The sequence below is a fragment of the Sphingomonas adhaesiva genome (genome assembly GCF_002374855.1).
GTDB lineage: Bacteria > Pseudomonadota > Alphaproteobacteria > Sphingomonadales > Sphingomonadaceae > Sphingomonas > Sphingomonas adhaesiva.
Window position 1 is genome coordinate 592,234 of sequence record NZ_NWVC01000001.1, and the last position, 23,089, is coordinate 615,322.

Annotated in this window: 21 protein-coding genes; 7 read left to right on the forward strand and 14 right to left on the reverse strand. The window is 67.0% G+C overall.

What is annotated here, in order from left to right; translation table 11 throughout:
• Positions 1-28: 28 nt before the first annotated feature.
• The 3 genes from COA07_RS02915 to COA07_RS02925 form a co-directional block, all read right to left on the reverse strand.
• The gene (locus tag COA07_RS02915) at positions 29-3,055 is read right to left on the reverse strand and encodes a TonB-dependent receptor plug domain-containing protein (protein WP_083956870.1); all 3,027 of its coding nucleotides are present in this window, start codon (positions 3,053-3,055) and stop codon (positions 29-31) included.
• 163 nt (positions 3,056-3,218) lie between these two features.
• A complete protein-coding gene (gene ahcY / locus COA07_RS02920; protein WP_066711109.1) occupies positions 3,219-4,640 on the reverse strand; it encodes an adenosylhomocysteinase in 1,422 nt (473 codons plus the stop codon).
• Positions 4,641-4,760: 120 nt separating this feature from the next.
• The gene (locus COA07_RS02925; RefSeq protein WP_066711107.1) at positions 4,761-5,324 is read right to left on the reverse strand and encodes a YqgE/AlgH family protein; all 564 of its coding nucleotides are present in this window, start codon (positions 5,322-5,324) and stop codon (positions 4,761-4,763) included.
• Positions 5,325-5,432: 108 nt separating this feature from the next.
• On the opposite strand from COA07_RS02925, the gene COA07_RS02930 reads away from it, so the two are divergent.
• The 3 genes from COA07_RS02930 (at position 5,433) to COA07_RS02940 (ending at position 8,096) form a co-directional block, all read left to right on the forward strand.
• Positions 5,433-5,912: a peroxiredoxin gene (locus tag COA07_RS02930; protein ID WP_066711106.1), complete on the forward strand. Its 480-nt coding sequence runs from the start codon at positions 5,433-5,435 to the stop codon at positions 5,910-5,912.
• 112 nt (positions 5,913-6,024) lie between these two features.
• Positions 6,025-7,455: an AMP nucleosidase gene (locus COA07_RS02935; RefSeq protein ID WP_066484545.1), complete on the forward strand. Its 1,431-nt coding sequence runs from the start codon at positions 6,025-6,027 to the stop codon at positions 7,453-7,455.
• Between the two features lie 86 nt (positions 7,456-7,541).
• On the forward strand, positions 7,542-8,096 hold the full coding sequence (locus tag COA07_RS02940; RefSeq protein ID WP_066711104.1) for a hypothetical protein: 555 nt from the start codon (positions 7,542-7,544) through the stop codon (positions 8,094-8,096).
• 42 nt (positions 8,097-8,138) lie between these two features.
• On the opposite strand, the gene COA07_RS02945 is transcribed toward COA07_RS02940, so the two are convergent.
• Positions 8,139-8,900 (reverse strand): alpha/beta fold hydrolase, encoded by a 762-nt coding sequence (locus COA07_RS02945; RefSeq protein WP_245841968.1) that lies wholly within the window; start codon positions 8,898-8,900, stop codon positions 8,139-8,141.
• A gap of 132 nt (positions 8,901-9,032) precedes the next feature.
• Between COA07_RS02945 and COA07_RS02950 the strand changes: the two genes are divergently transcribed.
• From COA07_RS02950 to COA07_RS02960, 3 genes are read left to right on the forward strand one after another with little or no spacing between them, the layout of a single operon-like run.
• Positions 9,033-9,476, forward strand: a complete 444-nt coding sequence (locus COA07_RS02950; RefSeq protein WP_066711101.1) for a MarR family winged helix-turn-helix transcriptional regulator — start codon at positions 9,033-9,035, stop codon at positions 9,474-9,476.
• Positions 9,469-10,566: an HlyD family secretion protein gene (locus tag COA07_RS02955; protein WP_096640414.1), complete on the forward strand. Its 1,098-nt coding sequence runs from the start codon at positions 9,469-9,471 to the stop codon at positions 10,564-10,566. The genes COA07_RS02950 and COA07_RS02955 overlap by 8 nt, the downstream gene beginning before the upstream one ends.
• The gene (locus COA07_RS02960; protein WP_066708875.1) at positions 10,566-12,116 is read left to right on the forward strand and encodes a DHA2 family efflux MFS transporter permease subunit; all 1,551 of its coding nucleotides are present in this window, start codon (positions 10,566-10,568) and stop codon (positions 12,114-12,116) included. The genes COA07_RS02955 and COA07_RS02960 overlap by 1 nt, the downstream gene beginning before the upstream one ends.
• Positions 12,117-12,162: 46 nt before the next feature.
• Here COA07_RS02960 and COA07_RS02965 read toward each other — a convergent pair whose 3' ends face one another.
• The 6 genes from COA07_RS02965 to COA07_RS02990 form a co-directional block, all read right to left on the reverse strand.
• Positions 12,163-13,191, reverse strand: coding sequence for an aspartate-semialdehyde dehydrogenase (locus COA07_RS02965; protein WP_066708872.1), 1,029 nt, complete (start codon positions 13,189-13,191; stop codon positions 12,163-12,165).
• A gap of 89 nt (positions 13,192-13,280) precedes the next feature.
• Positions 13,281-15,521: a DPP IV N-terminal domain-containing protein gene (locus tag COA07_RS02970; protein ID WP_066708869.1), complete on the reverse strand. Its 2,241-nt coding sequence runs from the start codon at positions 15,519-15,521 to the stop codon at positions 13,281-13,283.
• A 148-nt stretch (positions 15,522-15,669) separates the two neighbouring features.
• A complete protein-coding gene (gene rplS / locus COA07_RS02975; RefSeq protein WP_066708866.1) occupies positions 15,670-16,056 on the reverse strand; it encodes a 50S ribosomal protein L19 in 387 nt (128 codons plus the stop codon).
• A 1-nt stretch (position 16,057) separates the two neighbouring features.
• The gene (trmD, locus tag COA07_RS02980) at positions 16,058-16,789 is read right to left on the reverse strand and encodes a tRNA (guanosine(37)-N1)-methyltransferase TrmD (RefSeq protein WP_066708864.1); all 732 of its coding nucleotides are present in this window, start codon (positions 16,787-16,789) and stop codon (positions 16,058-16,060) included.
• Positions 16,786-17,178, reverse strand: coding sequence for a type II toxin-antitoxin system VapC family toxin (locus tag COA07_RS02985; protein WP_066708862.1), 393 nt, complete (start codon positions 17,176-17,178; stop codon positions 16,786-16,788). Before COA07_RS02985 ends, trmD begins: the two co-directional genes overlap by 4 nt.
• Entirely contained in the window at positions 17,175-17,444 is a 270-nt protein-coding gene (locus COA07_RS02990; protein ID WP_066708860.1) for an antitoxin, read from the reverse strand. The genes COA07_RS02985 and COA07_RS02990 overlap by 4 nt, the downstream gene beginning before the upstream one ends.
• Before the next feature lie 55 nt (positions 17,445-17,499).
• On the opposite strand from COA07_RS02990, the gene COA07_RS02995 reads away from it, so the two are divergent.
• Positions 17,500-18,408 (forward strand): NAD(P)/FAD-dependent oxidoreductase, encoded by a 909-nt coding sequence (locus COA07_RS02995; protein WP_066708880.1) that lies wholly within the window; start codon positions 17,500-17,502, stop codon positions 18,406-18,408.
• An 11-nt stretch (positions 18,409-18,419) separates the two neighbouring features.
• Here the strand turns inward: COA07_RS02995 and COA07_RS03000 are convergent, their stop codons facing one another.
• The 4 genes from COA07_RS03000 to purU form a co-directional block, all read right to left on the reverse strand.
• Complete coding sequence (locus tag COA07_RS03000; RefSeq protein WP_141396461.1) at positions 18,420-18,773, reverse strand: response regulator; 354 nt, start codon at positions 18,771-18,773, stop codon at positions 18,420-18,422.
• A gap of 82 nt (positions 18,774-18,855) precedes the next feature.
• A complete protein-coding gene (locus COA07_RS03005; protein ID WP_245841969.1) occupies positions 18,856-20,289 on the reverse strand; it encodes an HWE histidine kinase domain-containing protein in 1,434 nt (477 codons plus the stop codon).
• A 129-nt stretch (positions 20,290-20,418) separates the two neighbouring features.
• Positions 20,419-22,047 (reverse strand): histidine kinase famiy protein, encoded by a 1,629-nt coding sequence (locus COA07_RS03010; RefSeq protein WP_083956780.1) that lies wholly within the window; start codon positions 22,045-22,047, stop codon positions 20,419-20,421.
• 82 nt (positions 22,048-22,129) lie between these two features.
• Complete coding sequence (purU, locus tag COA07_RS03015; RefSeq protein WP_066708848.1) at positions 22,130-22,987, reverse strand: formyltetrahydrofolate deformylase; 858 nt, start codon at positions 22,985-22,987, stop codon at positions 22,130-22,132.
• Positions 22,988-23,089 lie beyond the last annotated feature (102 nt).

Genomic DNA, 23,089 nt, shown 5'->3' on the forward strand with positions numbered 1-23,089 from the left:
GCGTCATTTCTCATTGCGCTTCGGACGCTTAGATCCGCGGCAGTTTCACGCGGGCGCCGGCATAGATGTAACGTCCGACGGACGACACCGGATAGGTATCCGTCGCAAGTTCGGGCTTCTGGCCGAACACGTTATTGACGCCGCCAAAGAACTGGAAGCGATCCGTCACGTCGACGCTGGCGAAGATATCGTGCTGCCACAGTTCCTTGACGTAAAGGTACTCGGGCGCGACGATATCGGGGTTGTTGTCCGTCACCTGGTTCGAGAAGCGACGGGTCTTGTCGAACCACGACAGGCCGTAGTTCAGCGTCACCGCGCCCAACTGCCAGGTGAGATCGGCGTTGACCGTATATTTCGGCGACCGGAAGCCAGACTCACCACGGCGATTGGTGACATCGGCCCCGGGCGTCCCGATGAACTCCAGCCGATGCAGGTAGTTGCCGATGACGCGCAGGTTGAACCGCCCCACCGACGCCGTTTCGACCTGATAGTTGAGATTCAGGTCGAGGCCCGCGGTGGAGAAGCGCGCGACGTTCTGTGGCGCCACCGTGAAGCTCACGATATTGCCAACCGCCGCCGTCGCGCTGGGCGTGCGAGTGCGGGTCAGCTGCGGGCAGAACTGGTTGTTCAGCGTAGGCTGATCGACGCAGAGTTGCGCCAGTTGGGTCGCCGTCACCGTGTTTATCGCGTTGCTTAGTTCGATGTCGTACCAGTCGGCACGCACCGTCAAACCGGGGACGAACCGCGGCTGGAAGACCACGCCGGCCGTCCACGTCCGGGCCTCCTCCTCGCGAAGGTTGCGGTTGCCGCCCGAGAAGCCGGGGATGTTGGTTGAACGACCATCCTCATAGGCGGCCGGATTGGCGACGCCCAGCTGCGAGAGCAGCGCCTGGCAGTTGGCGACGCGATACTGCGTTCCGTTCTGCAATTCGGCCCGATCGCATGGATCGGTGATGAATGCGAAGGTCTGCGAGAGAGCGCCGAACAGCTCGCCGATGTTGGGCGCCCGGACCGCCTTGGAATAGGTACCGTTGAACGTGATGTCGCGCACCGGGGACCAGGTACCGTCAACCTTCCACGTGGTGGTGTTACCGATCGTGGAATAATCGGAAAGGCGCGCCGCCGCACCGAATTCCAGGCGATGGAAGAACGGCACGTCGCGCAACAGGGGGACGTTCAATTCGCCGAACGCCTCCTTGACGTCGAAAGACCCTTCGTCGCGGCCCAACGCATTGGTAAAGGTCAGGCCCTGCGCTGCGATAGCGTCGGGAATGAATCGGCTTTCCTCCTTGCGATATTCGGCACCGACAGCGAACCCGACTGGGCCGCCGGGCAGCTTGAAGAGCTGACCGAAGTCGCCGGACAGCGCCGCGGTGGCAACATGCTGACGCAGGCGCGAGCGATCCAGCGTATTCGCGCGCACGAAATTGAATGCCGCCGGGCTAGCGACATTCTCGCCGAAGAGGTTGAGCGGTACGCACTCGCCGGGTTTAAACGTCACCGGCGCGCCCGTGTACCGGCCAGAAGCGTAAGGCTGATCCGGGGTCCAGTTCGGCACCAGATTGGCGCGGCAGGTGATCTGCCCGGTCGCCGGATCGCGCACCGCGTCAAGCGCCGCCAGAAAACGATCGTCATAGACGTCGTTGATGTACTGGCTCCGGATATTGGACTGACCGAACGTGTACGAGATTTCGTACGTCGCGTTCGACGACACGTTACCGCGCGCACCCACCACTGACCGGAACGTCTCACGCTCGATCGACTCGCCCCGCTGGCCGATATCGAAATTGTCGCGCGTCAGAAGGACACCACCGTTGCCGCGAAGCGCGGCGGGGAGGTAAGGGTTGTCGTCCTGGATCAGGAGATAGTAATCGAAGGACGGCTGCCCAAGGCTAAACGCCTTGTTGTTCGCGTACTTGACGTCGGCGAACAGCGTCAGCGCCGGCGACACGTCGAAATGGCCGATGAAATTGACGACGTGGCGCTTGATCTCCGGCAGCAGATCGTTGGCGTAATCCGAAACACGCGTCGCGTTTCCGCCCGTCGAGTAACCGGGCTGAACGACGGTGCCGATGTCAAACGGCACCAATTGACCGGCGGAATTGACGATATAGTCGGGAGCCCCGTCGAAATCGACGTCGATCCCGCCCTCGCGCGCCGTGTCGTTATAGCGGACGTCGCGGGTCGGAATCCGATCCGGGATGCCGTTGCTGGCCCCGCCGGTATAGCCCGGCTTGAACTCCGGATCGTTCGGGTTGCGATAGAAACCGACCGCGTTCGAACCCGTCAGCCACGGGCGGTCCCGCGATTCCAGGCGGCTTTCCTCGCCATATTCATAAGCGATCGCCACGTTGCCGCGGCCGTCGGCAAAGTTCTTGCCGACCGTCACGCCGAACAGGCGCTTCCCCGCGTCGCCATATTCGGAAATGCCGGCCTGCGCCCGCGCCGTGACGCCCTCGAAGTTCTTCTTGAGCACGAAATTGACCACGCCGGTCACCGCGTCGGCGCCATAAACCGCCGACGCGCCGCCGGTCAGGACGTCCACACGCTCCACCAGATCGACGGGGATGCTGTTGATGTCGATCGCCTGCGATCCGGGAACCGACGCGACGTGGCGACGCCCGTCGATCAGCACCAGCGTCCGCTCGGTACCGAGATTGCGCAGATCGAGCAGGTTCAAACCGGTCCCGCCGATGCCGGCGCCGCTGCCCGAATTGTCCGCCGAGGTCTGCGATCCTTGCAGCGCGGGAAAGCCGCTGAGGAAATCGGTGAGGTTCGTTGTGCCCGACTGTTGAATCGTCGCGGCGCCCAGCGAGATGATCGGACTGGGGGAATCAAAATCGGGACGGCGGATACGCGAACCGGTAACGACGATTTCTTCGCCAGCCTCTACGGAGGGCGCCTGCGCCTGCGCAGACGGCTCCGACGGAACCGGAAGATTATCGGTGTTCTGGCCTGGCGCAGCGTTCTGCGCCTGGCTTGCCCCCGCGCAGGTCAGGCCAAGGACGATCGCGCCATATGCCACACCGCGCCGAAAACGGCTCTGCGAACCCATAGATTGCCCCTCTTATGAAAAGTCTTTCACGATTAAGACTTCGGGGCGGGTGGCGATGCAAGCAGACGCAGCCGATTACGACACTTTTGTGGCGTTATGTTGCCGGTTGGCAACAACCGGGACCGGAAGGTCGCTTCTCCCGGTCCCGTCATCTATCGAACCATCAATAGCGATAGTGATCCGGCTTGAACGGCCCTTCGACCGGCACGCCGATGTAGCTGGCCTGCTTCTCGCTCAGCTTCGACAGCTGGACGCCCAGCTTTTCGAGGTGCAGCGCCGCGACCTTTTCGTCGAGGTGCTTGGGCAGGACGTACACTTCGTTCTTGTAGCTGTCGGACTTGGTCCACAGCTCGATCTGCGCCAGCGTCTGGTTGGTGAACGACGCCGACATCACGAACGACGGGTGGCCGGTCGCGCAGCCCAGGTTCACCAGCCGGCCCTTGGCCAGGATGATGATCTGCTTGCCGTCCGGGAACTTCACCAGGTCGGTTCCCGGCTTCACTTCGCTCCACTCGTAGTTGCTGAGCGCCGCGATCTGGATCTCGCTGTCGAAGTGGCCGATGTTGCACACGATCGACATCGGCTTCATCGCCTTCATGTGATCGGCGGTGATGACGTCGGCGTTGCCGGTCGCGGTGACGAAGATGTCGGCGCGCTTGACCGCCTCGTCCATCGTCACGACCTCGAAGCCTTCCATCGCCGCCTGCAGCGCGCAGATCGGGTCGATCTCGGTCACCAGCACGCGCGCACCGCCGTTGCGCAGCGACTGTGCCGAACCCTTGCCCACGTCACCGAAGCCCGCGACGCACGCGACCTTGCCGGCCAGCATCACGTCGGTGGCGCGACGGATCGCGTCGACCAGCGATTCCTTGCAGCCGTACAGATTGTCGAACTTCGACTTGGTCACCGAGTCGTTGACGTTGATCGCCGGGAACGGCAGCTCGCCCTTCTTCGCGATCTCGTACAGGCGGTGGACGCCGGTGGTCGTCTCTTCCGACACGCCCTTCAGGTTCTTGACCGTCTGCGTCAGATAGCCGGGATACTTGGCGACGAACGCCTTGACCGAACGCTGGAACTCGACCTCTTCCTCGTTCTCCGGCTCGCCGAAGGTCGCCCCCGCTTCCAGCTTCGCGCCCCATAGCGCGAACATGGTGGCATCGCCGCCGTCGTCCAGGATGATGTTGGCGGTCGTCCCGTCAGTGTCGGCACCCCAGTTGAAGATGTCGCCGACATAGTCCCAATATTCGGCCAGCGTCTCGCCCTTCACCGCGAACACCGGGATACCGGCGGCGGCGATCGCGGCGGCGGCATGGTCCTGCGTCGAGAAGATGTTGCAGGTCGCCCAGCGGACGTCGGCGCCCAGCGCGACCAGCGTCTCGATCAGCACCGCGGTCTGGATCGTCATGTGCAGCGATCCGGTGATGCGCGCGCCCTTCAGCGGCTGCGACGCACCGAATTCCTCACGCAGCGCCATCAGGCCGGGCATTTCCGTTTCGGCGATCGCGATCTCGGCGCGGCCGAAATCGGCCAGGCCGATGTCCTTGATGACGTAGTCCTTGGTGTCGAGCACGGGGGCGGTTGCCACGGCGTTGTCTCCAGTCAGATGAGGCCGACCAAGGCATGCGGGCACACCGATCGACGTGCCCGCGCCTTAGCCGCCTTGGGCTTGCGGATCAAATATAAAGATATCTTTATATCGCGACCGTCAGGAGTGCCCCGCCTCCACGGACAGTAAGCGCGGATCGACCCCGGCGGCGGCGAAACCGCGCGACCAGCGGTCGGCGGCGGGCACGCCGAACAGCATCTCCTCCGCGTCGCCCTCGACATTCAGCCAGCCGTGGCGCGTCATTTCGGCGTCCAGCTGCCCCGCGCCCCAGCCGGCATAGCCCAGCGCCACCAGCCAGCGCGACGGCCCCGTTCCCACCGCGATCGCGCGCAGCACGTCGAGCGTCCCCGACAGGCACCATTGGCCCGCGACATTCAGCGTATCCTGCCCGCCCCAGTCGGCCGAATGAAGCACGAACCCGCGTCGCGTCTCCACCGGTCCGCCGAAATGCACCGGCGCATCGGGCACGACGCCCGGCGCGATCTCCAGCTGTTGCAGCACGTCGTGCAGCCCCAGGCCGTTGATCGTCGCCCCGATCCCGATGCCCAGCGCGCCGCGTTCGTCATGGCTGCACATCGCGATGACCGACCGGTCGAAGCGCGGGTCGCCGATCCCGGGCATCGCCAGCAGGAACTGGCCGGTCAGATAGATGCTCTGCGTCATGACAGGACGAACGTAGTCGGCACCGCCCGGGTTTCCAAAGCTTGAAATCGTCCCACCGCGCTGCGACACGGACGCAACGCATCTTCCTTCGCGAACAGGAGACGGACCATGACGATCAACGTCGGCGACACGCTGCCTTCCACCACGCTGACCAAGCTGACGCCCGACGGGTTCGAGCCGGTCGATACCGCCAGCTATTTCAAGGGGCGCAAGGTCGCGCTGTTCGCGGTGCCGGGCGCCTTCACTCCGACCTGCTCCGCCAAGCACCTGCCCGGCTATGTCGAAAAGGCGGCAGAGCTGAAGGCGAAGGGCGTCGACGAAATCGTCTGCACCTCCGTCAACGACCCGTTCGTGCTCGGCGCCTGGGCGAAGCAGGGCGATGCGTCGGGCGTCACCATGCTGGCCGATGGCAACGGCGATTTCGCGACCGCGCTGGGCCTCGACATGGACGGATCGAAGTTCGGCATGGGCAAGCGCAGCCAGCGCTACGCGATGGTCGTCAACGACGGCGTCGTGGAGCAGTTGCATGTCGAAGCGCCGGGCGAATTCAAGGTCAGCTCCGCCGACCATCTGCTCGGCACGCTCTGAACCCGCGGCGGGAAGGGCGCGGCGACGCGCCCTTCCGTCCACCTTCCCCTCCGCCATCGACCGGCGGTGTGCGCGTCTTGCCACCGTCACATGGCGCATGTAGCCCCTTGCGATGACCGCACACGAAATCGTCGCCGAACTCGACCGGCTCTATTCCGCATCCGTCGACCGGCTGAAGGCGGCCATCTCCGCCTATATCGCCGACGGCACCACCCCGCCGGCCGACGCGCGGCGCGACGGATCGTTCGCCTATCCCGAAATCCGCGTGCGCTTCGCCGGTGGTGACGGGCGCCCCACCCCGCTGCGCTCGTTCGGCCGTTTGGTGACGCCGGGCGACTATCGCATCAGCGTGACGAAGCCGGCGTTCTTCGCCGACTATCTGGTCGAACAGCTGACGCTGCTGATCGAGGATTACGACGTCACGGTGGAGGCGGTGCCGGGGAAGCAGGAAATCCCCTACCCCTATGTCATCGATCCGGGCCACGCGCTCAGCCTGGACAGCGTCTCCGTCGCCGAACTGGCGCGCTGGTTCCCGACAACGGAACTGGCGCATATCGGTGACGAGATCGCCGACGGCCTGTGGATGTCGATCGACGGCACCCGTCCGCTGGCGCTGTTCGACGGGCTGCGCACCGATTTCAGCCTCGCGCGGCTGCGCCACTATACCGGCACGCCGCCCGAACATGTGCAGCGCTACGTGCTGTTCACGAACTACCATCGCTACGTCGACGAATTCGTCCGCTGGGCGACGACGCAGGTCGGCAACGGCAGCCGCTTCGTCGCGCTGTCGGGGCCGGGCGGAGTCATGTTCCGCGAAGGCGACGATCCCGCGATCCTCGACGACAGTTCGTGGCGCCGGCTGCAGATGCCGGCCTATCATCTGATCGCCGAGGACAATACCGGGATCACGCTGGTCAACATCGGCGTCGGCCCGTCGAACGCGAAGACGATCTGCGACCACCTGGCGGTGATGCGCCCCGAAGCGTGGTTGATGATCGGCCACTGCGGCGGCCTGCGCCCGTCGCAGCGGATCGGCGACTATGTCCTCGCGCACGCCTATCTGCGCGACGACCATGTGCTGGACGACATGCTGCCCCCCGAAATCCCGGTTCCCGCGATCGCCGAGGTGCAGCAGGCGCTGGCGCGCGCGGCCGAAACCGTGTCGGGCCAGTCGGGCGAGGAACTGAAGCGGCGGCTGCGCACCGGGACGATCGTCACCACCGACGATCGCAACTGGGAATTGCGCTATTCGCGCTCGGCGCTGCGCTTCTCGCTCAGCCGCGCAGTCGGGATCGACATGGAATCGGCGACGATCGCGGCGCAGGGTTATCGCTTCCGCGTTCCCTACGGCACGTTGCTGTGCGTGTCGGACAAGCCGCTGCACGGCGAGCTGAAGCTGCCCGGCCAGGCCAACCGCTTCTACGAACGCGCGATCAGCGAGCATATGCGGATCGGCATCGAGACGTGCGAGGAATTGCGGCGCGAGGGCGAGAAGCTGCACAGCCGCAAGCTGCGCGCCTTCAACGAGCCGCCGTTCCGCTGATCCACATCAGCGCGGCGGCACGTGTCGGAAACCTGACGGGAGCCGTGCGTTACGGGGGCGATCCATTCATCAGGGAGTATGTCCTCATGGCCGACGACACGAACGACACCAACGGCGCGGCCCCCGCTACCCCCAAGCCCGCGCCGCGCCGCCGCACCACGCGCAAGACTGCCACGTCGGCCCCCACCAAGGGCGCGGCCACCGATGGTCGCCGGGCCAAGACGGCCGCCGCCCCCAAGCGCGCCACGCCCCAGCGCGCCGCCGCGGCCGCTACGGCCGATAGCGGTGCGAAGGATGCGGCCCGCCCGGCCAAGGCGTCGACCACCCGTTCGACCGGCGCGACCCGCAAGAAGGCGACCCGCACCACGCCCGCGAAGCGCACGACCAAGCGGGGCGCGAAGCGTGCCGGCGGCGCGACAAGCGCGGTGGGCGGCAAGTGGGGCGTCGCCGCGATCGCCGGCGGTGTCGCCGCGATCGGTGCGGCGGCGACCGCCGCCCTGCTGTCGTTGCGCAGTTCGACGCCCAAGGCGCCCGCCCTGCCCGCGCCCGACGGTGGCGCGCATCAACCGGACGGCACCGACTCATCCAAGTCGTTCGCGGCCGGCATCGCCGACGAGAACACGGTGCCCGACGCCGACTGATCCGCGAGGACGCTGCGCCGCCCGATCGACGGGCGGCGCGGTTCAGTGCGCCAGGAACGCCGCGATCGCCGCGCCCAGTTCCGGCTTGGTCACCGCGCTCATATGGTTGCCCGGCACCTCGACATAGGTCGCGTCGGGCAACAGCGCCGCCAGCTCCGCAGCCGATCCGTTGTCGTCATCGTCCACGCCGTTGACCACCAGCGTCGGCGGGTCGAACCCGGCGACCCGTTCGCGCGGCGTGCTGACGAACGTGTCGATCACGCCCAGCAGCGCGACGGGATCGCCCCCCGTGGTCTTCAGGAACGCCTCCGCCATCCATTCCGGCGAACCGCGCGGATGGTCGCCAAGGTGCGTCAGGATGTTGCGGAAATGGCCGGCACGGCGCTCCGCATTGATCAGGCCGTCCAGCCCCATGCCGGAAAACACCACGCGGCGCGGCGTCGCGCCGCTGGCCAGCATCCGCGACGTCGTGCGCGCACCCAGCGAATAGCCGCCAAGATCGTAGTCGGTCAGCCCCAGATGCGCGATCAGCGCCAGATTGTCGCGCGCCAGCGCGTCGGGCGGATAGGCCGACCGATCGTGCGGCCGCGCGCTGTCGCCGTGCGCGCGCAGGTCCGGCATGATGACCCGGAACCCCTCCGCCGCGATCGCCGCCGCATGGCCGTAACGGATCCAGTTGGTCTGCGCGTCGGAGAAATAGCCGTGGATCAGCACCACCGGGCGCCCCTCCCCCAGCTCGCGCCACGCGATACGTTCGCCGTCAAAACTGTTGAAGAAACGCGGTTCTATCGCAGCCTTGGTCACGATCATCCTTCCTGCCGCGACCATCGCGACCACATGACGCCAGACCTATCGCGCAGCGGCGCCGCTGTCATCCTCACCCGATCGTTACGGTAGCCCTTCCATTCTATAAGTGTGCTTATTATATGCGCCGCCATGAGTGATCCCATCGGCTTCCTGATCGGCGATGTCGCGCGCCTCGTGCGGCGGCGATTCGACGAAAGCGCGCGCGCGATCGGCGTGACGCGCCCGCAATGGCGCGTGCTGACCGCGCTCAACCGGGTGGAGGGCATCCATCAGGGCGCGCTCGCCGACCGGCTGGAGGTGGAACCGATCACCCTGTGCCGTATGATCGACCGGCTGGAGGAGGCCGAACTGGTCGAGCGCCGCCGCGCGCCGTCCGACCGGCGTGCCTGGCACCTGTATCTGACCCCCAAGTCGCGTCAGGTGATCGACCAGTTGATGGTGCTGGGTGACGAACTGTCGCTGCGCCTGCTCGAGGGGATTCCCTCCGCCGACCAGGAACGGGCCACCGCCGTGCTCGAACGGATGCGCCTCAACATGCAACAAGGCCCGACGCAGGAAACCGCCCATGGCTGATGCCGATCCGCGCCGCGACACGTCCGATGGCGTGACCGCGTCCCCCACCGCCACGCCCGCCGACGTGGCCGCCGCGCTGCCGCCGGAAGCTGGCCCGCGCCGCCGCTGGGGCCGTTTGGCGCTGATGCTCAGCGTGCCGTTGCTGCTGGTATTGGTCGGCGGATGGATGTGGATGACGTCGGGCCGCTACGTCAGCACCGACAACGCCTATGTACAGCAGGACATGACCTCGATCAGCCCGGACGTCAGCGGGCGGATCGTGGCGGTGAACGTGCGCGAGAACCAGCGCGTGCGCGCAGGCGACGTGCTGTTCCGCATCGACCCCGAACCCTATCGCATCGCGCTGCTCCAGGCGGATGCCGCGCTGGCGGAGGCGCGCGTTGACGTGTCGACCAAGGCGACCGACAGCGGCGGCGCCGCCGCATCGCTGGCCGGCGCGCGCGCCGACCTGACGCTGGCGCAGGCGACCTATCAGCGCCAGCGCGCGCTGATGGACCGCGGCTTCACCACCCGCGCGTCGGTCGACGCCGCGACGCAGCAGGTCGCCGCCGCACAGGCGCGCATCGCCGCGGCGCAGGCCGATGCCGCCCGCGCGCGTCAGCAGGTGTCGAGCGGGATGGACGGCAGCAGCCTGCCCGCCGCGATCCAGGCGGCGCGCGCCCGGCGCGAAAAGGCGGCGCTGGATCTGGCACGCACGGTCGTGCGCGCGCCGCATGACGGCATCGTCAGCCAGACCTCGCGGCTGCAGGTCGGCAACATCACCCCCACCGGGGTCCCCGCGCTCACGCTGGTCGCGGCGGCGCAACCCTATGTCGAGGCGAACTTCAAGGAAACCGACCTCGATCACCTGCGCGTCGGCCAGCCGGCGACGATCGGCTTCGATGCCTATCGCGGGTTGGAGGTGAAGGGGCATGTCCAGTCGATCGGCGCGGGCACCGGTTCCGAATTCTCGGTCCTGCCGGCGCAGAACGCGAACGGCAACTGGGTCAAGGTGACGCAGCGCGTGCCGGTGCGGATCGCGATCGACGGCACGCCCCCGCGCGCGATGATCGCGGGCCTGTCCGCCGACGTGCGCGTCGACGTGCGCTGATGGCCACCGCCGCGGCGTCCGCTGCTGCCCCGGCCCCCGGCAAGCCGCTGCTGCCGACCGCCAACCGCGGACTGCTGACCATGGGCGTGATGGGCGCGATGGTCATGCAGATCCTCGACACCACGATCGCCAACGTCGCGCTGCCGCATATGCAGACGTCGCTGGGCGCGACGGTCGACACCGTCACATGGGTGCTGACCAGTTACATCGTCGCCACCGCGATCGCGCTGCCGGCGACCGGCTGGCTGTCCGACCGGCTTGGCAGCCGCAACCTGTTCCTGATCGCGGTCGGCGGGTTCGTCATCGCCTCGATGCTGTGCGGCATCGCCACCAGCCTGCCGGAAATGGTGCTGTTCCGCGTGATCCAGGGGATCGCGGCGGCGTTCATCAACCCGCTGTCGCAGACCGCGATGCTCGACATCAACCCGCGCGAAAGCGCCGCCAAGGCGATGAGCGTGTGGGGCATGGGGGTGATGATCGGGCCGATCATGGGGCCGGTGATCGGTGGCTTCCTGACCGAAAACTACAATTGGCGCTGGGTCTTCTACGTCAACGTGCCGGTCGGCGCGCTGACCTTCGCGATCCTGTGGTTCCTGCTGCCGTCGCGGCCGAAGGCGCGGCGATCGTTCGATTTCATGGGCTTCGCCTATGTCGGCATCGCGGTCGCCGCCTTCCAGCTGATGCTCGACCGCGGCCAGACGGAGGATTGGTTCGACAGCTGGGAAATCATCGCCGAGGCGTTGATCGCGGCGGCGTTCGCTTGGCTGGCAATAATTCATCTGGCGACCGCGAAGAAGCCGCTGTTCGACCGCGAGCTGTTCCGCAACCGCAATCTGGTGATGGGGATGCTGTTCATGGTCGTGATCGGCATCTCCACCATGGCGCCGATGGCGCTGCTGCCCCCGATGCTTCAGCAGCTGTTCGGCTATCCGGTGGTCGATACCGGCATGATGATGGCCCCGCGCGGCGTCGGCGTGCTGGTGACGATGTGGCTGGGCGCGCAGGTGATGGCGCGCATCGACGCGCGCATCCTCATCATCACCGGCCTCATCATCTTCGCTGCGTCGCTGCGGATGATGGCGGGCTATTCTCTGGAGATGGATTACTGGCCGGTGGTCGTCTCCGGCTTCGTCCAGGGGCTGGGCATGGGGCTGGTGTTCATGCCGCTAAACGCGCTCGCCTTCGCGACGCTCGACGGGCGCTATCGCACCGACGGGGCCAGCATCCTCAACCTGACGCGCTCGATCGGCCAGTCCGCCGGTATCTCGATGGTGACGGTGCTGCTCGCGCGCAACATCCAGACCAGCCATGCCGATCTCGCCGCGCACATCACCGACGCGACCCTGCCCGCCGCCTCGCTGATCGGCCGGTTCCAGCCGCTGGGCACCGCCGCCATGTCGTTCGCGGATGCGATGGTGAACCAGCAGGCGGCAATGATCGCCTATATCGACGATTTCTATCTGATGGCGTGGATATCGATCGCGGTCGTGCCGCTGGTCTTCCTGCTCACCCGGCCCAAGGGCAAGATGGAAGTCATCCACGCCGAGTAGGCGTTCGTCGCCGGCCACCCCGGCCGGCGACGAACCTCGACGCGCCTCAGCCGTCCTTCTTGAGGTGCCGGCGACCCAGCAGCTCGGCGATCTGCACCGCGTTCAGCGCCGCGCCCTTGCGCAGATTGTCGCTGACGCACCACAGCGACAGGCCATTGTCGACGGTGGGGTCGTCGCGCACGCGGCTGACATAGGTCGCATCGTCGCCCGCGCTTTCGATCGGGGTGACGTATCCGCCGTCCTCATGCTTGTCGATCAGCATCACGCCGGGCGCCTCGCGCAGGATTTTCTTGGCGGTCTCGGCGTCGATCTCGTTCTCGAACTCGATGTTCAGCGCCTCGGAATGGCCGACGAATACGGGCACGCGCACGCACGTCGCGGTCACCTTGATCTTCGGATCGAGAATCTTCTTGGTTTCGACCACCATCTTCCATTCTTCCTTGGTGGACCCGTCCTCCAGGAAGCTGTCGATGTGCGGGATCACGTTGAACGCGATCTGCTTGGTGAATTTCTTCGGCTCGGCAGGATCGCCGACGAAGATGTTGCGGCTCTGCTCGAACAGCTCGTCCATGCCGGCCTTGCCCGCGCCCGACACCGACTGATACGTCGCCACCACCACGCGCTTGATCGTCGCCGCATCGTGCAGCGGCTTCAGCGCGACGACCATCTGGGCGGTCGAGCAATTGGGGTTCGCGATTATGTTCTTCGCAGTGTAGCCGTCGATCGCATCGGCGTTCACCTCCGGCACGATCAGCGGCACGTCCGGGTCCATCCGGTACAGCGACGAATTGTCGATCACAGTGCAGCCGGCTGCCGCGAACTTGGGCGCATAGACCTTGGTCGCCTCGCTGCCGATCGCGAACAGCGCAATGTCCCAGCCGGCGGGATCGAAATGCTCGATGTTCTTCACCGTCAGCATCCGGCCGGTATCGCCATATTCGATCTGGTCACCGGTCGAGCGGGAGGAGGCCAGCACCGCGATATCGTCCGCCGGGAACTGCCGTTCCGCGAGGATATTGACCATCTCGCGGCCGACATTGCCCGTGGCCCCTGCCACCACCACCCTGTAACCCATGATACGTCCTTCCACGCGCCGCCCGCGGCGCCATTCACATGTTTCGCGCGGGCGCCCTAACCCCGCAATTTCCGAAAAGCCAGCGCGGTCTACTTCGGTCCGGCGCCGACATGGCGATCAAGGAACTTCTCGATCGTCGTCCACACATGGATGTCGCGCGACGCGCCATGCGTCTTGCCGGGATAGAACATCATCTCGAACGGCACGTTCGCGGCCTGCAACCGCGCCGCCACCTCGGTCGAATTCTGCAGGAAGACGTTGTCGTCGGCCATGCCGTGCATCAGCAGCAGCGGCGTGGTGATGCGCAGCGGGTCGATCACCGCGCGCGATGCGTCATAGGCGGCGGCATCGGTGCGCGGATCGCCCATGTAGCGTTCGGTGTAATGCGTATCGTACAGCCGCCAGTCGGTGACCGGCGCGCCAGCGATCGCCGCTGCATAGGCGCCGGGATCCGCCTCGATCATCTTCAGCGACATATAGCCGCCATAGGACCAGCCATAGGTGGCGATCCGCGCCGGATCGACGAACGGCAGCGTCTTTAGATAGGTCGCGCCGGCCAGCTGGTCGCGCACCTCCACGCCGCCCATCGCGTGCCAGATCGCCCGCTCGAACGCGACGCCGCGATGGTCGCTGCCGCGATTGTCGAGCCGGAAGAAGACATAGCCCTGATCGACGATGTGGCGGATCAGCGGCGCGTGCCAGTCGCGCTTCACTTCCTGCGTATGCGGGCCGCCATAATGCTGGAAGAACACCGGATAGCGTTTGCCGGGCACCAGTTCCGGCGTGATCATCTCCCAGTGCAGCACGGTCCCGTCATCGGCCTTGACGGTGCCGAACTGCACCGGACGCTGACCGGCGATATAGGGGGCGTAGGGGTGATCCCCCTCGACGCGGTTCTCGCTGATCCAGCGCAGCCGCTTGCCGCCGGCATCCGCCAGATAGAATTGCGCTGGCTGATCGGGGTTCGACCGCTTGATGATGAAACGCGTGCCCGCCGGATCGGCGGTCGCCTCGTTCCACCATCCGCGCTCGGTCAGCCGCGTGATCGCCTTCGTCTTCAGGTCGATCGCGTACAGCTGCTGCTCCAGCAGATCGTCCTTGTTCGCGGTGAAGAACGCGCGCCCCGCCTTCTCGTCAACGCCGACCAGGTCGGACACGACCCACGCCCCGCTGGTCAGCTGCGTCCAGCGTCCGTCCTTGAACCGCCACAGATGACCGAACCCGTCCCGTTCCGATCGCCACAACAGGCTGCCGTCGGGCAGCGCGCGATAGGCGTTGGTCAGGTTGATCCAGCTCTTCTCGCCCGCCGCCTCGGTGAACAGCACGCTCGACCGGCCGGTCGCCGGATCGACGCGCAGCATGTCGAGCCGCGTCTGCGACCGGTTCTGCCGCTGCACCAGCAAGGCCGAGCCATCGGGCAACCAGTCGACCCGTGCGACATAGATGTCGGGATCGCTGCCCAGATCGACCTTCACCCCGCCCGATCCGTCGCTGCGCAGCACATGCAGTTCGACCGCGACGTTCGGCGTGCCCGCGGCGGGGTAACGCTGCTGATAGATGCTGGTCCCGCTCGCGCCGATCGCGGCGCGGGTGAACACCTTCACCGGCGCCTCGTCGAACCGCTCCACCGCCAGATAGCGTTCGTCGGGCGACCACCAGTAACCGGTGCGCCGGTCCATTTCCTCCTGCGCGACGAACTCCGCCTCGCCCCAGTGGACGGTGCCCCCGCCCCCTTGCGTCAACTGCCGCGCCGCACCGCCGGTGCCCAGCGGCTGGACGAACAGGTTCTGCCCGCTGACGAAGCCGATATGATGCCCCTTCGGGCTGACCGTCGGGTTCAGCGCGCCGTTGGTCCCCGGCAGCTTCGCGACCGAGCCGTCCAGCGCGGCCAGATACAATTCGCCGTCGATCGGGACCAGGATGGTGCGCCCGTCCGGCGACCAGTCGTATTGCAGGATGCCGGTCTTGCCGGTCAGCGACCGGTCGCGCTCGCGCTGCATCTTGGCGGCCTCGGACAGTTCGGCACCGCTGCCGGCCTTGCGCGAGTCCACCAGCATCCGTTCGGTGCCGGTGCGCGTGTCGAGCGCCCACAGGTCGAACCGCTGCCGCTCGTCCGGCCGGTTGCGCACCGACGTCAGCAGCGTGCCGTCGGGCGACAGCTTCAGCGACTGCGGCTGGGTGCCCGCCAGGTCGGGGCTGGCGAACACGCGCTCCAGCGACAGCGGCGTCCGCGCAGCGGCGGTGGTCGTCGTCCTTGCGGGCACCTGGGCCTCAGCGGACATCGCGCCCACCATCGCCACCGCCGTCATCGCCACGCCGAACCGCCACATGCACGTCTCCCGTCCGCGCCGCAGACCCCGGCGCGCCTTGCCTAGTCCGTAGGCGCAACGCCCCCCGCTTCGCAACACGCGCGCATGCGGAAAGGGGCGCGGCGGTTGCCCGCCACGCCCCTTCGCGAAACCGGTGATGCCGTGCCGATTACTCGGCGGCGACCGCCGCCGGGCGGTTGTCGCGGCGCTCGGCGATACGCGCCGACTTGCCGGTGCGCCCGCGCAGGTAATACAGCTTGGCGCGACGCACCGCACCCTTGCGCACGACCTCGATCGACTCGATGTTCGGCGAATACAGCGGGAAGACGCGCTCCACGCCCTCACCGAAGCTGATCTTGCGCACGGTGAACGACGAACCCATGCCCTTGTTCGCGCGCGCGATGCACACGCCTTCGTAGTTCTGGACGCGGGTACGGTCGCCTTCGACCACCTTCACGCCGACCTTCAGGGTGTCGCCCGGGCGGAATTCCGGGATCTTCTTCGTCTCGTTGAACTTGGCGATCTGCTCGGCTTCGAGCGTCTGGATCAGGTTCATGTCAATCGTCCTCAGTCCGTCGCCGCGCGCCAGAGGGCGAGCCGACCCGAGCGCCCTCATGACGCTCCCAAAGGTCCGGCCGCCGTAGCCGTGTGTCGATCTCGGCCTGCGCCTGGCGCCAGCCTGCGATCTTCGCATGATCCCCCGATCGCAGCACTTCGGGGATCGTGCGCCCTTCCCATTCGACAGGTCGGGTATAGTGCGGATATTCCAGGATGCCGCTTTCGAAGCTTTCCTCGACTCCGCTCGAAGCCGCGCCCATTACGCCGGGAAGCAACCGAACGCAAGCGTCCAGCAGCACCAGCGCCGCCATCTCCCCGCCCGACAGGATATAGTCGCCGATCGACAGCTGCTCGATCGGTCGCGCATCGAACAATCGCTCGTCGAACCCCTCGAACCGGCCGCACAACACAACCGCGCCCCGCCCCGCCGCCAGTTCGCGCACCCGCGCCTGGGTTAGCGGCGCACCGCGCGGCGTCATCGCCACGATCGGCCGTCCGTCGGCATGCGCATCGACCGCGCGCGACACGATATCCGCGCGCAGCACCATCCCCGCCCCGCCCCCCGCGGGGGTATCGTCGACCGTACGATGCCGGTCGGTCGTGAAATCGCGGATGTTGACCGCGTCGAGCGACCACCGCCCCTCACGCAGCGCCCGCCCCGCCAGCGAGGTGCCAAGCGGGCCGGGAAACATCTCCGGGTACAGCGTCAATACGGTCGAGCGGAAAGTCATAGGGTCCAGTTTTCGATGGCAAGGCCAGGAATGCCGGCGAAGTCGCGCTCGTTGTTGGTGACCAGTGTCAGGCGTGCGGCAATCGCCTGCGCGGCGATCAGCCGATCGAAGCTGCCCCGCCGCATTCCGATCGCCCGCACCATCTCGGCATAGGCGCTCGCCGCATCGGCGTCGAACGGAACGACGCCGATCGCCGCCAGGAAGGTGTCTACGCGCTTAGCATCACGAACCGGGTCGGGGGACTTGCGGTTACCGACACGCAGTTCGGCGGCGGTGACGGCGGACACGTTCAGTCGCCCGAACGCCTGCCCCATCCGCCGCGCCAGCGGATCGCTGCGCCCAACCAGGAAATCGATGCAGGCGTTGGTGTCCAGCAGGTAATCGCTCATGCCGCCGCCGCGTCATCACCTGACGCCCAGTCCCGCGCCGACTGATCGACGTCGCCGCGCCCCTCCGCCATGAACCCCTCCGACACGCTGCCGTAGAGGCTCAGCAATATCGCGGCGCCATCCTCGCTGCGCCAGAAACTGAACGATCCGTCGTCATGCGCCGCGACGATGACGTCATCGCCATCGCCCAGCCCCAGCGCCTTGGGCAGCCGAAGCGCGACGGAATTGCCGGATTTGAACACCTTGGCACGATATTCGTTACCCATCTCGGGCCTCCTGTATACACGGGATGTATATACAATCAGGTGGATGCGCAAGCATATGGACGATTGCATCATCATCGGCGCGGGGCCGGCGGGGCTGACCTCGGCCATCTACCTTGCCCGCTACCACCTCTCGATCCGGCTGTTCGATGGCGGCTCCAGCCGCGCCGCGATGATCCCCTGCACGCGCAACCATGCCGGCTTTCCGGAGGGGATCGCGGGCACTGACCTGCTCGCCCGGATGCGCGAACAGGCGGAGCGGTACGGCGCGCGGCGTGAGGACGTGCGCGTGACCGCGCTGGCCCCGTCCGGCGACGGCTTCGTCGTGACGACCGACCACGGCCGCCACGCCGCACGCACCGTCCTGCTGGCGACCGGCGTGGTCAATCACCGCCCCCGCGGGCTGGCGCCGGACGTGCACGACGCGGCACTGGCACGCGGCCTGCTGCGCTATTGCCCGGTGTGCGACGGCTATGAGGTCACCGACCGCCGTGTCGCGGTGATCGGCACGGGCGACCATGGCATGCGCGAGGCGCTGTTCCTGCGCGGCTTCACCCGCGACGTGACGCTGATCGCACCGGACGCCGAACACCTGCTGGACGACGCCTGCGCCGCGGCGCTCGACGATGCCGGGATCGCACGGATCGACGGGCCGTGCGGCGGCTATGCGATCGAAGGCGACACGTTCGCGCTGGACACCGCCCGCGGGCGCATGGCCTTCGACAGCGTCTATCCCGCGCTGGGCAGCCGCATCCGATCGCGCTTGGCCATCGAAGCAGGCGCGCGGGCGACGCAGGACGGTTGCCTGGAGGTGGACGACCACCAGCGCACCAGCGTGCCCGGCCTCTTCGCCGCCGGCGACGTGGTGAAGGGGCTGGACCAGATCAGCCACGCGATGGGAGAGGCCGGCGTCGCGGCCACCACCATCCGCAACCTGCTGGCCGAACGCCGCCCGCTCCGCCGATAGCTGCAGTCACGCTAAGCGATCGGCGCGATGCTGCGGAATGTCGCTACGAACACGTCGTCGGCCACCGGCTTGGCCAGCACCGGCCAGCGGGAATCGTGCGGCCGCCCCGCCGCCGGCTCGCCGGTCACGAACATGACCCGCACGTCGGTCGCCTCGCCGACGATCCGGACCACCGCGGCGGGGCCATATCCCTGACGCAGCGTCACGTCGGACACGATCACCGCCGGTCGCCGCGCCGCTGCTGCGCGCACCGCGGCCTCCTCGCCGTCGGCCAGCACGACCGACGTCGCGCCGGCGGCCCCCAGCAGCTGCATCATGTGATCGGCCAGCAGCCAATCGTCTTCGATCAGAAGGACATGGCACATGGTGGCGAGCTTATGCCCGATTCGGCGCGCCAATTCGCGCCGTTCCGGTTCGATCGCCCGCTTTCCGCGACGGGGCGTTAGATCAGATCACCGCCTCGATCGCGAAGCGGACGCCATCCGGCTCGTAACGGATCGCGGTATCGCCGCGGACGTGGCGCCCCAGCACCCGCTCGATCATGCGCGTGCCGAAACCGGTGCGCGACGGCGGAGTCACGAGGGGGCCACCCCGCTCCGTCCAGGCGAAGAACAAGCGCCGATCCGCCCCGTCCCCCTCGATCGACCATTCCACGGACACGGTCCCTGCCGGCACCGACAGCGCACCATATTTGATCGCATTGGTGGCCAGCTCGTGCAGCGCCATCGACAGCGCCAGCGTGATGTCGGGTGACAGCCGCACCGCCGGCCCCGTGACCTGGAACCGGTGGCCGCCGCGGTCCTTGAACGGGGCCAAAGCCCGATCGACGATGTCGCCGATCGCCGCCCCTTCGACCTCGTCGCGGATTAGCAGCTCGTGCGCCTCGCCCAGGCTGGCGATCCGGCCGGAGATGGTGGCGGTCGCATCACCCAGCGACGCGGCATCGCGCAGCGTCTGCATCACCACCGCATTGACGGTGGCCAGCGTATTCTTGACGCGATGGGTCAGTTCGCGCGCCAGCACGGCGCGATGCTCCTCCGCGAACTTGCGATCGCTGATGTCGATCGAAAATCCGGTCAGCGCCAGCGGGCTGCCGTCGGCGCGCCGCTGCACCTCGCCCCTTACCGTGATCCATCGCTGTTCCCCGGCGGGCGTCAGGATCCGATAGTCGATCTGATAGGGCGCGTCGTTGTCCAGCGTATCCTGGATCGCCGCCGCCACGCGCTCGGCATCCTCGGGATGCAGCGACCGCCCGAACTCCTCATAGTCGAACGGCGCGTCGGGGGATCGCCCGAAATTGCGCTTGCAGCTGGCCGATGCGGTCAGCCGCCGCTCGGGCAGCGCCAGCGACCAGGTGCCCAGCCCGCCCGCCTCCATCGCCAGGCGCAGCTTGCTGTCCTGTTCCGCCAGATCGGCCTCGCGCTGCGCGATTTCCGCTGCCAGCGTCTCGCGATCCTGCTCCAGCTGCTGCAACCGGTGCCGCTCGATCGTCACATCCATCTGCGACGCGACGAAATAGCGTACCGTGCCGTCCTCGCCCGGCACGGGCGCGATCGCCAGACGATTCCAGAACGGCGTGCCGTCGCGCCGGTGATTGAGCAGGTCGATCTCGATCCGCTTGCGCCGCGCGATCGCGTCGCGCAACGCACCGACATCCGCCGCATCGGTCAACGGCCCCTGCATGAACCGGCAGTTGCGCCCCAGGACCTCCACCGCCGCAAACCCGGTCAGGCGCTCGAACGCGCTGTTGACGTAGATGAGCGGGGTGTCGGGAAAACCCGGATCCGCGACGACCATCGCGACCGGCGACACCTCCATCGCCACCGCCAGCGGGTCGCGCCCGTTCAGGCGCCGACGAAAGTCCTCAATCGCCGCCTGCACCTCTGGCGCCGGAGCCAACGGGCAAATCGGAAAGGGATCAAGCGGCTTACGGTCCAAAGCGTGTCACATCTAGGCGACCGATCCGCCCCCCGCAATCTAGATTGGCAACCCAAATGGAACGATTGCGGCTCACGCTACCCCCGTCGGGCCATCGATCACCTGCCGCACCTTCGTTGCCAACTCGGCGCGCTTGTACGGTTTCTGGATCAGGTCGAACTCGGCACCGCGCGCATCGACACGCTCGATCGAGGATTCGGCATAGCCGGTGGTCAGCAGCACGCGCATCCGCGGGCGCCGCCGCCGCACCTCGCGCGCCAGCATGACGCCATTGACCCCGCCCGGCATGATCAGATCGCTGAACAGCAGGTCGACATGCGGCGTGCCATCCAGCAGCGCGAGCGCATCGTCGGCGTTGCCGGCGCGCAGCACGGAATAGCCGAATTCGCTCAGCACCGTCTCGGCGTAATCGGCGACGTCGGGCTGATCCTCCACCACCAGGATCGTCTCGTTGCCGCGCTTGTCGGCCAGCCCGCGCGCAGACTGCGAGCCGCGCGGCTCGACCTTCGCATCCTCGCACGGGAACAGCATGCGGACGCTCGTCCCCTCGCCTTCCACCGATTCGATGCGCAGCGCCCCGCCGGACTGTTTCATGAAGCCATAGACCATCGACAGCCCCAATCCGGTGCCCTTGCCCTGGTCCTTGGTGGTGAAGAACGGCTCGGTCACGCGCCGCAGCACCTCCGGCGACATGCCGACGCCCCGATCGGTCACGGTGACCATGACGTATTCGCCGGGCGCCATCTCCCCGAACCCTTCGTCGCCGGCGCGTACCGTCACCCCGTCGACGCCGATCGAGACGACGCCGCCGTCGGGCATCGCATCGCGCGCATTCAGCAGGATGTTGATGATCGCCAGTTCGGCCTGCGTCGGGTCGATCCGCGCGTTGCAGGTGGCCGCGCGATGTTCGATCTCCACGCGCACGGTGCCGCCGGCGGTCCGTTCGATCAGCGGGCGCAGCTCGTCAATCATGTCGACCAGATTGACGATCCGCCCCTGCAGCTTCTGCTTGCGCGAAAACGCCAGCAGCTGCTGCGTCAGGGTCGCGCCGCGCTCCGCGGCCTGCAACACCGCGCGCATCGCCCGCGCCGCCTTCTTCCGGTCGAACGCCTCGCCATGTTCCAGGTTGTTGAGCACGACATCGCTGAACCCCTGGATCACGGTCAGCAGATTGTTGAAATCATGCGCCACCCCCCCGGTCAGCTGGCCGACCGCCTCCATCTTCTGCGCCTGGCGCAACGCATCCTCGGCATCGCGGCGGCGCGTGACGTCCAGCTGCGAGGCGAAGAAGTAGATCAGCTTGTCGTCACCGTCATAGACCGGCGAGATGAACAGCGCGTTCCAGAACGCCGCGCCGTTCTTCTTGTAGTTCAGGATCTCGACCGACGTCTCGCGCCGCTCGGCCACGGCCTGCCGCACCTCGTCGATGGTTTCCGGGTCGGTGTCCGGCCCCTGCAACATGCGGCAATTGCGGCCGATCAGCTCGTCCCAGCCGTACCCCGTCAGCGTCATGAAGGCGGGATTGGCGAATACGATCGGATTGTCCGCCAGATTGGGATCGGTGACGATCATCGGCATCCGCGTCGTCTTGACCGCGGCGAAGAAGATCGCGTTGCTGTCATCCGCCATGTCGTGGTTGGCGCCGCGCTTCAAGTGGGGTGGAGGGCCGCCCTGCGGCTTTTCCGGCGTCTGGCTGCTCATCGTACCCCATGTTGCGGCGGCGCGAGGCGTAGACGAGCCTTCTCCCCCGCCGCTAAAACGTCAGCGCGCTGCCATCGTTCCGTCAGTCGGTGAACACCACCGTCTTTGCGCCGTTCAGCAACACCCGGTCGGCCAGATGGTATCGGACGGCGCGCGCCAGCACCCGCCGTTCGATGTCGCGCCCCTTGCGCACCAGCGTTTCGGGGGAATCGGCATGGGTCACCGGCTCCACGTCCTGCGCGATGATCGGCCCCTCATCCAGGTCGGCGGTGACGTAGTGGGCGGTCGCGCCGATCATCTTCACGCCGCGCGCATGCGCCTGGTGATAGGGCTTGGCGCCCTTGAACCCGGGCAGGAAGCTGTGGTGGATGTTGATGCACCGCCCCGACAGGAACGCCGCCAGATCGTCCGACAGGATCTGCATGTAGCGCGCCAGCACGACCAGTTCGGCGCCGCTGTCGGTCACGATCTCCTTGATCCGCGCTTCCTGCGCCCCCTTCGTATCGGGCGTCACCGGCAGGTGATGGAACGGGATATCGCCCAGCTCCAGCCCTTCCAGCGCGGCACGCGGATGGTTGGAGATGACGCCCGCCACCTCCATCGGCAGCTCTCCGATGCGGTGTCGATACAGAAGGTCGGCCAGGCAATGGTCGAACTTCGACACCAGGATCAGCACCCGTCGCGGCACGTCGGCGCGGCGGATCGCCAAGAGCATCGCGCCACGGTCCGCCACCGCGCCGAACCGCTCGATCAGCGGCGCCAGCGCGTCGCCGGGCAGCATGAAGCGCACGCGCATGAAGAAGCGCCCGGTCTCGGCATCCTCGAACTGCGCGGCCTCAAGGATGTTGCCCCCCGCCTCGAACAGCATGCCGGTCACGCGCGCGACGATCCCCGGCTGGTCCGGGCAGGACAGGGTCAGGATGTGGGGGATGCCGCTCACTCGCTCGATCCGCTTGCTGACGATGGCCGGCGCCCCGGCCCGCCGCCCGACATGGGCGCGCGGCGACGCCTATGCGCGAAGACGGGGGAACGCAACCGACAC